Here is a 15184-nt window from a genome sequence, read left to right on the forward strand (position 1 = left end):
TGCCCCACCCGGCGCAGTGAACCCAAAGGCTGTCCCAGACGTTCTGCCGCATGGTCTGTTCATTCGTGCATTGCCCGACCAGCGGCACCGCGTAGCCGACCCTCGCCAACCGTGACAAAGGCCCGCTTCCGATGACCGTTCGCCTTCCTTTTGCCCTCGCAGCCCTTGTTCTCGGCCTGAGCGGCCCCCTGATGGCGCAGACGCCCCCTGCGGCCCCCGCCGCACCCGCGCCTGCCGCCCGGCTGGCGCCGGACGCCGTTCTTGCCAAGGTCTTCGGCGTCGAGATCCGCCAGGCCGATCTCGACGCGGCTGAAGAGGATATCGGCGGCCAGGCGACCGCCCAGATGAACCCCGACCAGAAGCGCGACTATCTCCTCGGCTTCGTCATCGACCTGACGATCGCCGCCCGCGCGGCGGAGGCTCGCAACATCCAGAACGGCCCGGATTTCGCCCGCAAGCTCTCCTATTACCGCAACAAGCTGCTGGTCGAGAGCCTGTTGAACGCGGAGACGGCCTCCCGGGTGACCGAAGCCGAGATGCGCAAGGTCTATGACGAGCAGCGCTCGCGGATCACGCCCGAGGAGGAAGTGCGCGCCAGCCACATCCTCGTCGAGACCGAGGAAGAGGCGAAGGCGATCATCGCCCAGCTGCGCGGCGGTGCCGATTTCGCGACCCTCGCCAAGGAAAAGTCGAAGGATCCGGGCGGTGCCAATGGCGGCGACCTCGGCTTCTTCTCCAAGGCCCAGATGGTGCCGGAATTCGCGACCGCCGCTTTCGCCATGCAGCCGGGCGCGCTGTCCGAGACGCCGGTCAAGACCCAGTTCGGCTGGCATGTGATCAAGGTTGTCGAGAAGCGCGAGCGCCCGATCCCGACCTTCGAGCAGGTTCGTGGCCAGATCGAGGACTTCCTGACCCGTCGCGCCCAGGCCGAGCTGGTGCAGAAGCTGCGCTCCGAGGCCCAGGTCGAGCGGCTGCTGCCGCCGGCCGCTCCGGCTCCTGCGCCGGGTGCCGCCCCGGCGACCCCGGCCCCTGCCAGGCCCTGACCAACAGCCCTGCCTTTCGAACCGTTTCTTAAGGCAGGGCAGGCTATTGAGGGCATCTTGGATCGGGCTCCGTCGCAGGACGGGGCCGGCCCGCCGGGGAAGCCGCTCGTGTCTGTCATGGGTTCCGACGAAGCCGAGATGGGGCGGGGCGCCAAGACGCTCCTGTCGCCATCGGCCGTCATTGACCGCCTGCGCTCGGTCCTGACCGGCAGCGGCGATCATTCCATCGCCCAGCGCATGGCGGGCGCGGCCTTCATCATTCGCGTCATGAGCGCGGCCATCGCCTATGTCAGCCAGGTGCTGATGGCCCGCTGGATGGGCGGCTCCGAATTCGGCATCTATGTCTCGGTCTGGGTCTGGGTTCTGCTGCTCGGACATTTTTCCAATCTGGGCCTGGCCTCCGCCGCCCAGCGCTTCATTCCCGAATATGCCGGCCGCGGCGACGAGGACGGCCTGCGCGGCTTCCTGAAGGGCGCGCGGCTGATCGGCATGGCCTCCGGCACCGTCATCGCGGCCCTTGGCCTCACCGGCCTCTGGCTCGCAGGCCCCTCGATCGGCACCGGCCTCGGCGTGCCTCTGGCGCTCGCGGCCATCTGTCTGCCGCTCTATGTGCTGACCGACATCCAGGATGGCATTGCCCGGTCGCAGAACTGGACCGACCTGGCGCTGGGCCCACCTTATCTGATCCGACCGGTCATCCTGCTCGCCGGCATGGCGGCGGGCCACATGCTCGGCCTTGCGGCCAATGCCACCACCGCCATGGCGGCCGCGGTCATCGCCACCTGGGCTGCTGGCATGATCCAGTTCTGGCTGCTCGGGCGCCGCCTGAAGGGCCGCGTTGCTGCCGGCCCGCGCCGCTATGAGGGCCGCTTCTGGCTCGCCACCTCGGTGCCGATCTTCCTGGTCGAGGCGTTCTATCTCGCCCTGACCTATACCGACATCATCCTCCTGAAGCAGTTCCGCCCAGCGGAAGAGGTCGCGATCTACTGGGCCGCGGTGAAGACGCTGGCGCTGGTCGCCTTCATCTATTTCTCGGTCGCCGCCGCGGCTGCCCACCGTTTCAGCGAATATCACACCGCCGGCGACCGCCAGAAGCTGTCGGAATTCCTGTCGGCCTCGATCCGCTGGACCTTCTATCCCTCGCTCGCAGCCACGATCGTGGTGCTGGCGCTGGGCAAGCCCTTCCTCATGCTGTTCGGCCCGGATTTCGTCGCGGGCTATCCCGCCATGTTCGTCGTCTCGATCGGCCTTCTCGCCCGCGCGGCGGTTGGCCCGGTCGAGCGGCTGCTCTCCATGTCCGGCCAGCAGCGACTCTGTGCGCTGATCTATGCCACCGCCTTCGCCACCGCCGTGATCCTCTGCGTCTTGCTCATCCCGCCCTTCGGCATGATGGGAGCCGCCAGCGCCACCGCCATTGCCCTGACCCTGGAATCGGTCCTGCTGTTCTGGGTGACCCGCACCAGGCTTGGCCTGACCGTCTCGCCCTTCGCGCGCCGTAGTCCGGCAGCCGCCGAATGAGCACCGATCTCACCCAAAGACCGCACCTGGCTCCCCTCGATCCGGTGGATGATCGGCTGGATCGCATGGCGTCGCCGCCGCTCCAGCCCTATGGCACCGCCGACCGGGATGCAGGCGCTCTGACCACACGCTGGGTCGAGGCTGAAGATTGGGCGCAGCTCGAGGCGGCCTGGCGCGCCCTTGCCGCCTGCGCCGAGCCCAATGTCTTCCTGTGCCCGGCCTTCGCGCTGGCCGCGAGGGCGATCGATCAGGAGCCCGACCTCGGCGCCGTGGTGATCGAGCGCGACGGCTTTCTCGTCGGCTTCGCGGCGGGACGCTTCCGCCGCCGCGGTCTGGTCTTTTCGCTCTGGACACACCCCTATGCGCCCTATGGCCTGCCGCTGATGGAGCGGGGCAGGGAGGCCGATATTCTCGACGCCCTGTTCCGGCATCTGGCCGATGCCGGCGTTGCGGCGCTCGATTGGCCCTTGGCTGACGAGGGGCCGGCGTCGCAGGCGCTCGAAGGGCTCATTTCAGCTGGCCATCGCCGGGTCGATCTTTTCGACCATCATCGGCGCGCGGTGATGACGGCTGCGCCGCCGAAACCGTCCAAGGAGATGCGGCGCCTCTCCCGCCGCCTCGGCGAGACCGGCGATCTGCGTCACTGCACGACGGCCCGCGACCTGCCGATGGACATTGCCGCCAATGCGTTCCTGAAGCTTGAGGCCGACGGCTGGAAAGGCCGGAAGGGCACCGCCTTGGCAGGCTCCGGCGAGACGCTCGCCTTCTTCCACGAGGTTGCCCTGGGCCTTGCCGAGGCAGGCGATGCCCGTATCGACCTGCTCACACTGGACGGCCGCCCGATCGCCGCTGGCGTCGTCCTCGCGGCGGGCAACCGCGCCTGGTACTGGAAGACGGCCTATGACGAGACCCTCGCGCGCTACTCCCCTGGCATCCTGCTGACCCAGGCGCTGGCAGCCGATCTCGCCGAGGACGGCCGCTTTGCTCTCGTGGATTCCTGCGCCATTCCCGGCCATTCGATGATCGACCGCATCTGGCCGGAACGCATGGCCATAGCCAGCCGCTATATCGCGGTGCCTCCGGGCCGGCCCAGCGTCGATTACCGGATCGTCGCCGGCACGGAGCGGCTGCGTCTCGGAGCGCGGCGCGCCGCCAAGGCCCTGCTCGCGCGGCTCAAGGGCGGTCGCGCAAAAGCCGGCGGATGACCTTGCCGGTCGTGGTCATCGGCAATTCGTCGATGAACTCCATCTCGCGCGGATAGGAATGGGTCGACATGCGCGTCTTCACGAAGTCGCGGATGTCCTCCTCCAGTTCCTTTGACGGCTCGACGCCGCGCTTCAGCACGACGAAAGCCTTGACGATCTCGGTGCGCAGCGGGTCCGGCTTGCCGACGGCCGCCGCGAGCGACACTGCAGGATGCTTGATCAGGCAGTCCTCGACCTCGCCGGGGCCGATGCGGTAGCCGGCCGAGGTGATGACATCGTCGTCGCGGCCGAAGAAATGCACATAGCCGTCGTAATCCACGATGCCCTGGTCGCCGGTGGTCATCCAGTCGCCGATGAACTTGGCCTCCGTCGCCTCCGGCTTGTTCCAGTAGCCGAGGAACATGACGGGGTCGGGCCGTTGCACCGCGATCTGCCCGCGCTCGCCGGGGTCGCACAGCGAGCCGTCATCGCGGATGACGCCGACCGTATGACCCGGCACCGGCTTGCCAATGGCGCCGGCACGGCTGACGCCAAGTGCGGCCGACGACGACAGCACGAGATTGCATTCGGTCTGGCCGTAGAATTCGTTGATGGTCAGCCCCAGCGCCTCGCGGCCCCAGTCATACGTCTGGGCGCCCAGCGCCTCACCGCCTGAGGCGAGCGTGCGGAGCACCAGCTTGTGGCGCGAGCGCGGGTCCTCCACCGAGCGCAGCATGCGCAGCGCGGTCGGCGGCACGAAGGAGTTCCTGACCTCCATCTCCGCCATCAGCGCAAAGGCCTCGTCGGCATCGAATTTCTCGAACTTCTTGGCCACCACCGGCACGCCGAAATGCAGCGACGGCAGCAGCACGTTGAGGAGGCCGCCCGCCCAGGCCCAGTCGGCCGGCGTCCACATCCGGTCGCCCGGCTGGGGGAAGAATTCGTGGGGCATCTCCACGCCCGGCAGATGGCCGAGCAGCACGCGATGGCCGTGCAGCGCGCCCTTGGGCTGGCCGGTGGTGCCGGACGTGTAGATCATCATGGCGGGATCGTCGGCGGCGGTGTCAACCGCCTCGAAGCGCGACGAAGCCTCTTCCAGGCTGTCGTAGAAGTCGGCCACGCCATGGTCGCCGGCGCCATCGACCGACAGGACGACAGAGAGCTCTCCCAACTGGTCGCGGATCTGGTCGAGCTTGGCGAGGCCCTCGCCATTGGTGATCAGCGCGCGCGCGCCGGAATCCGACAACCGGAAGGCCAAAGCATCGGTGCCGAACAACGCCGCCAGCGGCACGGCGATGGCGCCCATCTTGTAGATCGCGACATGGGCTATGGCCGCGGCCGCCCCTTGTGCCAGCACCAGCGCGACACGGTCGCCGCGCTTCACACCCTTGGCCACCAGCACATTGGCCAGCCGGTTGGAGGCTTCCTCCAGCCGCCCGTAGGTCACCGGCTCGATCGTGCCGTCGGGCTTCTTCCACAGGATCGCCGCGCGGTCCGGCACCAGCTTCGCCCAGCGCGTGCAGACATCGACGCCAATGTTGTAGCGCTCTGGGATCTGCCAGCGGAAGGCACGGACGAGAGCGTCATAGTCGCGAAGGGGAGGGAGCATGGCCGGAACTCACAGGGGCCGAGACCGGTACTCCAACGCGGCCATGCGGTCCAGTCGCTAGCCCGTTGCTACCATCAGGACGCTGCTGCCACCGGCGACCAGCCGCTCCTCTCCATCGGCGACCGCGAAGATCTCGGCATTGGCAAAGATCTGTCGTTTGCCGGCCTTCACGACATGGCCCCGGGCGATCATGAGCTGGCCAACCGCCGGCGCGTAGAATCCGACTTGATAGTGCGAGGCGAGCACACGCCCCGCAACGGTTGCAGCGGTAAAGCCGCAAACCGTGTCGATCAGCGCACCCGTGACGCCAGCGTGCAGAAAGCCGGAATATTGCGTGAGCTCATCGCGCATCGCGAGGCGGATCTCCGCACGGCCCTCGCCGGCCGCGGTGACGTCGAACCCCGCCCAGCGATTGAACGGCGCCGAGGCGTTGATGGCCCTGATCTGTTCCAGGATGGGGAGTGTCATGACAACGCCTCCCGGCTGGGTGATGCCGCCTCAGGTGCCAGCCGCCAAAAGAGCAGCGCGGCAAGGCCTAACCAGACGATATAGGCGGCGTGACGAAGCAGGATCGGGCCAGGCCCTGTCTGGCTGATGATCAGGCCCATATCGAAGAACGGCAGGAATGCGCCGATGGCGAGCATCCAGGCCAGGGCGCGCACATTGCGCAGCGACAGCAGCACCAGGGCGATCGCGCCGAGCAGCATGGTGCGGCTGCCATAGATGGGCCCCTGAACATTAAAGGGGCACAGATATACGTTAGGCGAGATCAAAGGGCATGCAACACTGGAATCGGCGCCCTTCCAACGGACTGACCGACCCTTTTGAAAGCCAAAGAAGATCGCCCACACATTCCACGACGCCATCTGTGATGACAATTCCATCTCCGTCCGGGCAGGCGATGATGGGTCTGGAATTGTGCGTGCTGTAGGTAATCAAGTCTGGCAGGTAGCTTTGCTTTTCATGAAGATGGGGGAAAAACTCAAATGGCACCAGATTGAGCGCCGCACCCTCTTCCACGTCTTCGGGGCGTCTCGCGCTGAACAGAGCATCCACCGCAATAGTCGGGGTCATCAAAATTGCACCGGCACTTGTTCCGATTAACAGACCTCCATTGTTGGCCCAGTCCTGCAATTTCTTGAGCATGCCGCTGCGGCGTACACGAGAAAGAAAAGCAGCGGTGTTGCCGCCCGACAGATGGATAGCATCGCATGCCAACAAGATATTTGTTTCGGCATTGCTGTGTTCTCGATCAAGGTCGTAAAAGACGTCGAGGTTTAGGTGTAGACGTCCATAATAGCTTTGTCTCTCTTTGTAGAACCTGAAGTCGGGCTCTGGACTAGAAGGGACATAACCAATCCGAGAACCGCGCCCTTTCATCAATTCCAATAGGCGAAGGTCAACTTTCTCGTTCGCTGGAATGATCTGATCGCTGTAGAGGACGGCATTAATCATGATTTGCTCCTGGAGCGACGGGTGAGCAATTTTTCACCATCGGCTCGCAACGCTCCCTGAGCGGGCTCACGCCGCCTGCTTGGCGCCTTCGCCGACGATCCTGACGATATCCGCCATGATGGCGTTGAGCTGGAAATCCTTCGGCGTATAGACCGCCGCGACGCCTGCCTTCTTCAGCACGGCCTCGTCCTCCGGCGGGATGATGCCGCCGACCACCACTGGCACATCCTCCAGCCCTTCCTCGCGCATCCGCTCCATCACCTCGGTGACGAGGGGAATATGGCTGCCGGACAGGATCGACAGGCCGACCACATGGACGCCCTCTTCCAGCGCCGCATTGACGATCTCGGCAGGCGTCAGGCGGATGCCCTCATAGACCACCTCCATGCCGCAATCGCGCGCGCGCACCGCGATCTGCTCGGCGCCGTTCGAATGGCCATCAAGGCCGGGCTTGCCGACCAGGAATTTGATGCGCCGGCCAAGTGCCCGCGACACCTGCTCCACCTCAAGGCGGATCGGCCCCAGATCGCCGGTCTCGGCGCGCGCAGCACGCCCGACACCCGTCGGTGCCCGATATTCGCCGAACACCTCGCGCAGCACCTGGCCCCATTCGCCGGTGGTGACACCGGCCTTCGCAGCCGCAATCGAGGGCTCCATGATGTTGCGCCCTTCGGTTGCGGCGGCGCGCAGATCGGCCAGCGCCTTGGTCGCGGCCCCGGCATCGCGCGCTTCGCGCCAGGCCTTGAGATTGGCGACCTGGGCCGCCTCGACGGCGGGATCCACCACCATGATGGAACCTTCGCCGGTGGTCAGCGGCGAGGGCTCGGTCTCGGTGAAGCGGTTGACGCCCACCACCACCTGTTCGCCGGCCTCGATCGCCTCGAGACGCTTGCTGTTGCTCTCGACAAGCTTGGACTTCATGTAGGAGACGGCGGCGATCGCCCCGCCCATCTCCTCGATCAGCTTCATCTCGGCCTGCGCCTCGGCCTTGAGGCTTTCGACCTTGGCTTCCACCACCGGATTGCCGTCGAACAGGTCGCCGAATTCCAGGAGGTCGGTCTCGAAGGCGAGGATCTGCTGCAGGCGCAGCGACCATTGCTGGTCCCAGGCGCGCGGCAGGCCGAGTGCCTCGTTCCACGCCGGTAGCTGCAGCGCGCGGCAGCGCGCCTTCTTGGAGATCGTCACCGCCAGGGCCTCGATGAGGATCCGGTAGACATTGTTCTCCGGCTGCTGCTCGGTCAGGCCCAGCGAGTTCACCTGAACGCCATAGCGGAACAGCTTCTGCTTGGGATCGGTGACGCCGTAGCGGGTCTCGACGAGCTCCTCCCAGAGGTCGACGAAGGCGCGCATCTTGCACATCTCGGTGACGAACCGCATGCCGGCATTGACGAAGAACGAGATGTGGCCGACGACCTCGCCGAAGCCGCCCGCCGGGACTTCGCCGGACGCCTTCACCGTGTCGAGAATGGCGATGGCATTGGCCAGCGCGAAGGCCAGTTCCTGCACCGGCGTCGCGCCGGCCTCCTGCAGGTGGTAGGAGCAGACATTCATCGGGTTCCACTTCGGCATCTCGGCCGTCGTGAACAGGATCGTGTCCTTGGTGAGCCGCAGCGACGGCTCGGGCGGGAACACATAGGTTCCACGCGACAGATATTCCTTCAGGATGTCGTTCTGGGTCGTGCCGGCAAGCGACGAGCGCGGCACGCCCTGCTCGTCGGCCACCGCCACATAGAGCGCCAGCATCCAGCCCGCGCAGGCATTGATCGTCATCGACGTGTTCATGGCATCCAGCGGAATGCCGTCGAACAGGGTGCGCATGTCGCCGAGATGGGAGACGGGCACGCCGACCTTGCCCACCTCGCCACGGGCGAGAACATGGTCGGCGTCGTAGCCGGTCTGGGTCGGCAGGTCGAAGGCGACCGACAGGCCGGTCTGGCCCTTGCCGAGATTGGCGCGATAGAGCGCGTTCGACTTCGCCGCGGTCGAATGGCCCGCATAGGTGCGGATCAACCAGGGTTTGTCGCGCGTGTCTTTGCTGCGCATCTTCGCCTCCCGAGCGGTTCTTTGAGCGACATTCTGTGCTCTGCCCGGGCATATTGCAATGCAGCGAAAGACGGACCGCGCCGCAGCGATGCGGCGCGGCGCCACCGGACTCGTGTCAGGCGCGCCGGACGATGCTCAGCAGGAACAGCAGGATCACCGCGCCAATGGTCGCGCTGAAGATTGCGGATGTGATGCCGCCACCAAGCCGCACGCCGAGCTTCGGCAACAGGAAGGTGGCAATCAGCGCGCCGACAATGCCCACGACGATATTGCCAATGAGGCCGAAGCCATAGCCCTTGACGATGACGCCAGCGAGCCAGCCAGCCACCGCGCCCACGATCAGCAGCACGAACAGACTTTCGATAGGCATGGTCAGGTCTCCCTTTGGCCGGAGCGGTCTGCCCGCCTGCCGGCAATTTCGCTGCACAGGCTGAATACCTGCGCGAATGCGGAACAAGTAACGCGCGAGGGCGCTCGTAGTTCCAGCGGGCCAGACATGTGCGGCAAAACGGCCCTTCACCTGTCGGCGGAGGACAATGCGCGCAATAAGACGAAAGATGGAGGGACTATCGCGACATATCCTGTCGGGAAACGGAATTTCGCACTTGCACATCCATGTTGCGGTGCACATAATTTCAGGATCAGGACCCGGTTCACAGAAGGTCCGCACTCCCATCGAGGTAACACCATGGCAGAGCCAGCCACCGCCCCCGCGGCCAAGCCGCTCAAGGATCTCTACGAATTCGGCGAGGTCCCGCCGCTCGGCCATGTGCCGGCCAACATGTATGCTTGGGCCATCCGCAGGGACCGCCACGGGCCGCCGGAACAGTCGTTCAAGGTCGAGGTCGTGCCCACCTGGACGCTCGGCGAAGAGGAAGTGCTGATCTACGTGATGGCCGGCGGCGTCAATTATAATGGCGTCTGGGCCGGCCTCGGACAGCCGATCTCGCCCTTCGACGTGCACAAGGCGCCGTTCCACGTCGCCGGCTCCGATGCCTCGGGCATCGTCTGGGCCGTCGGGTCCAAGGTGAAGCGCTGGAAGGTCGGCGACGAGGTCATCGTCCATTGCAACCAGGACGACGGCGACGACGAGGAGTGCAACGGCGGCGACCCGATGTTCTCTTCCTCCCAGCGGATCTGGGGCTATGAGACGCCGGACGGCTCCTTCGCGCAGTTCTGCCGGGTTCAGTCGCGCCAGCTGATGGTGAAGCCGAAGCACCTGCCATGGGAGGAGGCGGCCTGCTACACGCTGACGCTCGCCACCGCCTATCGCATGCTGTTCGGCCATCCGCCCCACACGCTGAAGCCCGGCGACAATGTGCTGGTCTGGGGCGCATCCGGCGGTCTCGGCGTGTTCGCCGTGCAGCTTGTCGCGGCCGCCGGCGCCAATGCCATCGGCGTCATCTCGGATGAGACCAAGCGCGACTATGTCATGCAGCTCGGCGCCAAGGGCGTCATCAACCGCAAGGACTTCAACTGCTGGGGCCAGATGCCCACGGTGAATTCCGACGAGTACACGGCCTGGACCAAGGAAGCCCGCAAGTTCGGCAAGGCGATCTGGGACATCACCGGCAAGAAGGATGTCGATATCGTCTTCGAACATCCGGGCGAAGCGACCTTCCCGGTCTCCTGCCTTGTCGCCAAGCGCGGCGGCATGATCGTCTTCTGCGCGGGAACCTCGGGCTTCAACATCACCTTCGACGCCCGCTATGTCTGGATGCGCCAGAAGCGCGTGCAGGGCTCGCATTTCGCCCATTTGAAACAGGCCGCCGCCGCCAACCAGTTCGTGCTCGACCGGCGTGTCGACCCCTGCATGAGCGAGCTGTTCCCCTGGGACAAGATCCCGGCGGCCCATGCGCTGATGCTCGCCAACAAGCATGCGCCGGGCAACATGGCCGTGCTGGTCAATTCGCCGAAGCCGGGTCTCAGGACGCTCGACGACGTGATCGAGGCGACAGGCGGCTGATAACGGCTGGCCTCTCGGCTTTCAGCACATCCTATCCAAAGTCATGCCCGGCCTTGTGCCGGGCATTTACGTTTTTGGGCCACGCCAGGGCACCCACGAGAAGTACCTCATTCTTCGAGGCTCGGCTTCGCCGCGCACCTCTGGATGAGGTGAGGAGAGGGCGCGCCAAGTGAAATTGCCGTCCGAACTGCTTGTCTCGCGCAGTCTCACGCTCAGTCCGTCACCCCCGGCGAGCCCGAAGGGCGAGGGAAGGGGGTCCAGGAATCGTTGTGGAGGGTCCAGCTAAAGAAATCTGGATCCCCTTCCCTCGGCTTCGCCTCGCCGGGGATGACGTCGGTGCTTGAAACGGCACATGATTGCAAAGGGCATGAACCGGGCGCTTGGCCCGGAACCCCCTGTGCCTGCCATCACCCCCGGAGCGTCGCCCCGGTCTTCTTCGCCACTTCCGCGACAACCTTGGCCGCCACAGCCTCGATCTCGACATCGGTCAGCGTCTTGTCGCGCGGCTGCAGCACCACGCTGAGAGCGACCGACTTCTTCGTCTCGTCGATGCCCTTGCCCTCGTAGATGTCGAACACCGAGACGCCGGTGATCAGCTGCTTGTCGACGCCCTGCGCCGCCTTGACGATATCACCGGCCTTGACCGCGCGATCGACCAGGAAGGCGAAGTCGCGTTCCACCGGCTGGAAGGCCGAAAGCGCCAGCTGCGGCTTGGCGCGCGAGGTCTTCGGCTTGGGGGCCGGGATCTTGTCGAGGATCAGCTCGAAGGCGACGATCGGCCCCTTGACGTCGAGCGCCTCCAGCACCGTCGGATGCAGTTCGCCGAACCAGCCGAACACGTTCTGCGGACCCATCTGGAACGTGCCGGAGCGGCCCGGGTGGAACCAGGCGGGACCGCCCGCCACCACCTGGATGCCGGCCATCGGCGCGCCTGCTGCCGCCAGCACGGCCAGCGCATCGGCCTTGGCATCGAACACGTCGGCTGCACCCGCACCCTGCCAGTGACGACCGGTGCCGGCCGGCCGGGCAAGCCCGCGCCGCACGCCCGAGGCCGCGATCTGCTGGTCTTCTGGACGGTCGCCGCGGAAGATCTGGCCGACCTCGAACAGGGCGACGTCGCCAAAGCCGCGATCGGCATTGCGCTGCGCGCTAGTGATCAGCCCTGCGAGCAGGGTCGGGCGCATGTCCGAGAGATCGGCGGCGATCGGATTGGCGAGCGCAAGCTCCGGCTGGCCACCGCCGAAGGCTTCGGCATTGGCCTTCGACACGAAGCTCCAGGTGACGGCTTCCACCATGCCGCGGGCGGCAAGCGTCCGCTTGGCAAGCCGCGTGCGCTTCTGCATCGGCGTCAGCACCGGCTTCGGGACCGTGCCGCCGCGATCGAGCGGGGTCGAGGGCACGCGGTCGACGCCGGCAATGCGCATGACCTCTTCGGCGAGATCGGCCTTGCCCTGCACGTCCGGGCGCCAGGAGGGCGGGGCCACTTTCACGCTGGGCCCGTTGCCCGACACCATGAAGCCGAGGCTTTCCAGGATGCGCCGCGATTCCCGGTCGGACACGTCGAGGCCGGTCAGCCGCTTCGTCTCGTGGAACGGGAAATGGATGATCAGGTTCTGCTCGGGGATCTCGCCGGTGAGCGACAGCTCCGAGGCCTCGCCGCCGCAGAACTCCATGACCATGCGGGTCGCGAGATCGCAGCCTTCCACCGTGTAGATCGGGTCGACGCCGCGCTCGAACCGGTAGCGCGCATCGGTGATGATGCCGAGATTGCGGCCGGTGCGGGCGATATCCATCGGATCCCACAGCGCCGATTCGATCAGCACGTCGGTCGTCGTCTCGTCGCAGCCGGAAGCTTCGCCGCCCATCACGCCGGCAATCGATTCCACGCCATTGTCGTCGGCGATCACCGTCTCTTGGCCGGTGAAGCCGTAGATGCGGCCGTCGAGACCCAGCACGGTCTCGCCCTTGGCGGAGCGGCGCACCACCAGCGTGCCATGCACCTTCTTGGCGTCGAACACGTGCAGCGGCCGGCCACGGTCGAAGGTAATGTAGTTGGTGATATCGACCAGCGCATTGATCGGACGGAGGCCGATGGCAGTGAGGCGGCGCTGCAGCCATTCCGGCGAGGGGCCGTTCTTGACGCCGCGCACCAGGCGCAGCGCGAAGGCCGGGCAGAACTTCTTGTCCGCGCCATCGAAGCGCAGCTCGACCTTCTGCGGGCAGGGGAACTTGGCCTCGATATGCGGCGCACGCTCGTGCTTCAGCTTGCCGAGACCGGCGGCCGCCAGATCGCGGGCAATGCCATGGATCGAGGTGCAGTCCGGGCGATTCGGCGTGAGATTGATCTCGATGACGGGATCGCCGAGCTTCGCCCAGTCAGCATAGCGCTCGCCCACCGGCGCATCCGCCGGCAGATCGATGATGCCGTCATGGTCTTCGGAGATCTCGAGCTCGGCGGCCGAGCACAGCATGCCTCGGCTCTCGACGCCGCGGATCGTGCCGACGCCCAGCGTGATCTTCTTGCCGGGAATGAACGTGCCGGGGGGCGAGAACACCGACTTCATGCCGGTGCGCGCATTCGGCGCGCCGCAGACCACCTGAACCGGATCGCCCGAGCCGGTGTCGACCATGCAGACCCGGAGCCGGTCGGCATTCGGATGCTGCTCGGCCGAGATCACATAGGCGATCGTGAAGTCCTTCAGCCGGGCGCCGGCATCGTCGACATGCTCGACCTCCAGGCCGATGCGGGTCAGCGCCTCGACGATGGAATCGAGCGTTTCGTCGGTCTCAAGGTGGTCCTTGAGCCAGGAGAGCGTGAACTTCATCGGACGGGTTCCGGTCTTTCGAAAATGTCGCGCAATGCAAAGCGCTCGCAAACAACGAGCATGTCGGCGTCAAAGGTACCCTGACGCCGGAAGTAGGCCTGATGTGCGTCGCGCCAAAAGGCCAACGAGCCGTCCCCTTCGCCTTCTTCCGCGGCAAAAGCCGCGTCGACGGCGTCGAACCGCATGATATCCACGGCTGTTGTCTCGATGCTGCAGGCCGGCTGGCCGGCGCCGTCGAGCACGATATTGATTTCGCCGAGCTTCGGCATCAGTCCGCGCGCCTTGGCATCGGCGAGCGAGTTGCAGGTCGCGCGCTTCTGTCCCGCCAGCACGAGCGCCAGCAGCTCGTCCGCCAGCTCCGGGCTGTCGCCAAAGGGCCAACGCGGTGCGTCCGGATACTGGGCGGGATCGAAGCGCATCGCAGCGTCAGCTCGACAGACCGCCCGCCAGCGACGGCGCGTCCAGCGGCTTGAAGCCGTAATGCGACAGCCAGCGGACATCCGCCTCGAAGAACTGGCGGAGGTCGCTGATGCCATATTTCAGCATGGCGATGCGATCGATGCCCATGCCCCAGGCGAAGCCCTGGTAGATGTCGGGGTCGAGCCCGCAATTGCGGATGACGTTCGGATGCACCATGCCGCAGCCGAGGATCTCTAGCCAGTCCGTGCCCTCGCCGAAGCGGATCTCGCCGCCCTGGCGGTTGCACTGGATGTCGACTTCCATCGACGGCTCGGTGAACGGGAAGAACGACGGTCGGAACCGCATCTTCACGCCGTCGACCTCGAAGAACGCCTTGCAGAATTCCTCCAGGATCCACTTCAGGTGGCCGATATGGCTGCCCTGGTCGATCACCAGCCCTTCCACCTGATGGAACATCGGCGTGTGGGTCTGGTCGGAATCGTTGCGATAGGTGCGGCCCGGGCAGATCACCCGGATCGGCGGCTTCTGGCCCAGCATGGTGCGCACCTGCACCGGCGAGGTATGGGTGCGCAGCAGCAGGCGCGAGCCGTCCGGCTTCGGATTGAAGAAGAACGTGTCGTGCATCTCGCGGGCCGGATGGCCCTCGGGGAAGTTCAGCTTGGTGAAGTTGAGATCGTCGGTCTCGATATCCGGACCCTCGGCAATCGCAAAGCCCATGTCGCCGAAGATGGCGGTGAGCTCGTCATAGACCTGGCTCAGCGGATGGATGCGGCCGGTCTCGGTCGGGCTCTCGCGGACGGGCAGCGTCACGTCGATCGTCTCGGAGGCAAGCCGCGCGGCGAGCGCGCCCTGCTTCAACGTTTCGCGACGGCTTCCCAGCGCCTCGGTCACCTTGTCCTTGACCGCATTGATGGCAGCGCCGGCCGCCTTGCGGTCGTCGGGAGCCATCTGGCCAAGGGTTGCCAGCAGCGCCGAGATCGAGCCCTTCTTGCCAAGGGCGCCCACGCGCACCGCTTCCAGCGCGGCCTCGTCGGAGGCCGCTGCCACGGCGGAGAGGAGTTCAGTTTCGAGCTGGACGAGATCGGTCATCGGGTCGCCTGGAATTCGGGAAGCTTCGTTTG

The 15184-nt window shown here is 65.8% G+C and carries 13 protein-coding genes; 4 read left to right on the forward strand and 9 right to left on the reverse strand.

The features are described 5' to 3' along the window. Nucleotides 1-131: 131 nt before the first annotated feature. From E8L99_RS11545 to E8L99_RS11555, 3 genes are all read left to right on the forward strand, one after another. Nucleotides 132-1043, forward strand: coding sequence for a peptidylprolyl isomerase (locus E8L99_RS11545; RefSeq protein ID WP_137099672.1), 912 nt, complete (start codon nucleotides 132-134; stop codon nucleotides 1041-1043). 117 nt (nucleotides 1044-1160) lie between these two features. Beyond that, entirely contained in the window at nucleotides 1161-2561 is a 1401-nt protein-coding gene (locus E8L99_RS11550; RefSeq protein ID WP_252511369.1) for a lipopolysaccharide biosynthesis protein, read from the forward strand. Beyond that, nucleotides 2558-3766 (forward strand): GNAT family N-acetyltransferase, encoded by a 1209-nt coding sequence (locus tag E8L99_RS11555; protein WP_137099673.1) that lies wholly within the window; start codon nucleotides 2558-2560, stop codon nucleotides 3764-3766. The genes E8L99_RS11550 and E8L99_RS11555 overlap by 4 nt, the downstream gene beginning before the upstream one ends. On the opposite strand, the gene E8L99_RS11560 is transcribed toward E8L99_RS11555, so the two are convergent. The 6 genes from E8L99_RS11560 to E8L99_RS11585 all read right to left on the reverse strand — a co-directional run bounded on the left by E8L99_RS11560 (nucleotide 3735) and on the right by E8L99_RS11585 (nucleotide 9222). Next, complete coding sequence (locus tag E8L99_RS11560) at nucleotides 3735-5354, reverse strand: AMP-binding protein (RefSeq protein WP_137099674.1); 1620 nt, start codon at nucleotides 5352-5354, stop codon at nucleotides 3735-3737. The two genes, E8L99_RS11555 and E8L99_RS11560, sit on opposite strands and share 32 nt — an antisense overlap. A 57-nt stretch (nucleotides 5355-5411) precedes the next feature. Further along, the gene (locus E8L99_RS11565; RefSeq protein ID WP_210421804.1) at nucleotides 5412-5822 is read right to left on the reverse strand and encodes a PaaI family thioesterase; all 411 of its coding nucleotides are present in this window, start codon (nucleotides 5820-5822) and stop codon (nucleotides 5412-5414) included. Then, a complete protein-coding gene (locus E8L99_RS24040) occupies nucleotides 5819-6220 on the reverse strand; it encodes a DUF4267 domain-containing protein (RefSeq protein ID WP_256371388.1) in 402 nt (133 codons plus the stop codon). Before E8L99_RS24040 ends, E8L99_RS11565 begins: the two co-directional genes overlap by 4 nt. After that, nucleotides 6114-6809 (reverse strand): Type 1 glutamine amidotransferase-like domain-containing protein, encoded by a 696-nt coding sequence (locus tag E8L99_RS11575; RefSeq protein WP_137099676.1) that lies wholly within the window; start codon nucleotides 6807-6809, stop codon nucleotides 6114-6116. The genes E8L99_RS24040 and E8L99_RS11575 overlap by 107 nt, the downstream gene beginning before the upstream one ends. 66 nt (nucleotides 6810-6875) lie before the next feature. Beyond that, nucleotides 6876-8852, reverse strand: a complete 1977-nt coding sequence (locus E8L99_RS11580; RefSeq protein ID WP_137099677.1) for a protein meaA — start codon at nucleotides 8850-8852, stop codon at nucleotides 6876-6878. Between the two features lie 115 nt (nucleotides 8853-8967). Then, on the reverse strand, nucleotides 8968-9222 hold the full coding sequence (locus E8L99_RS11585) for a GlsB/YeaQ/YmgE family stress response membrane protein (protein ID WP_137099678.1): 255 nt from the start codon (nucleotides 9220-9222) through the stop codon (nucleotides 8968-8970). Between the two features lie 318 nt (nucleotides 9223-9540). Here E8L99_RS11585 and ccrA point away from each other — a divergent pair, with 318 nt between their 5' ends. Next, nucleotides 9541-10818, forward strand: coding sequence for a crotonyl-CoA carboxylase/reductase (ccrA, locus tag E8L99_RS11590; RefSeq protein WP_137099679.1), 1278 nt, complete (start codon nucleotides 9541-9543; stop codon nucleotides 10816-10818). A 407-nt stretch (nucleotides 10819-11225) separates the two neighbouring features. Here the strand turns inward: ccrA and pheT are convergent, their stop codons facing one another. The 3 genes from pheT to pheS are packed head-to-tail and all read right to left on the reverse strand — an operon-like array spanning nucleotide 11226 to nucleotide 15152. After that, nucleotides 11226-13643 carry a phenylalanine--tRNA ligase subunit beta gene (pheT, locus tag E8L99_RS11595; protein WP_137099680.1) on the reverse strand — a complete coding sequence of 806 codons (2418 nt, stop codon included), beginning with the start codon at nucleotides 13641-13643 and terminating at the stop codon, nucleotides 11226-11228. Beyond that, nucleotides 13640-14062 (reverse strand): ASCH domain-containing protein, encoded by a 423-nt coding sequence (locus E8L99_RS11600; protein WP_137099681.1) that lies wholly within the window; start codon nucleotides 14060-14062, stop codon nucleotides 13640-13642. Before E8L99_RS11600 ends, pheT begins: the two co-directional genes overlap by 4 nt. A 7-nt stretch (nucleotides 14063-14069) precedes the next feature. Continuing rightward, entirely contained in the window at nucleotides 14070-15152 is a 1083-nt protein-coding gene (pheS, locus tag E8L99_RS11605; RefSeq protein ID WP_137099682.1) for a phenylalanine--tRNA ligase subunit alpha, read from the reverse strand. Nucleotides 15153-15184 lie beyond the last annotated feature (32 nt).

The organism is Phreatobacter aquaticus (genome assembly GCF_005160265.1).
GTDB classification, from domain to species: domain Bacteria; phylum Pseudomonadota; class Alphaproteobacteria; order Rhizobiales; family Phreatobacteraceae; genus Phreatobacter; species Phreatobacter aquaticus.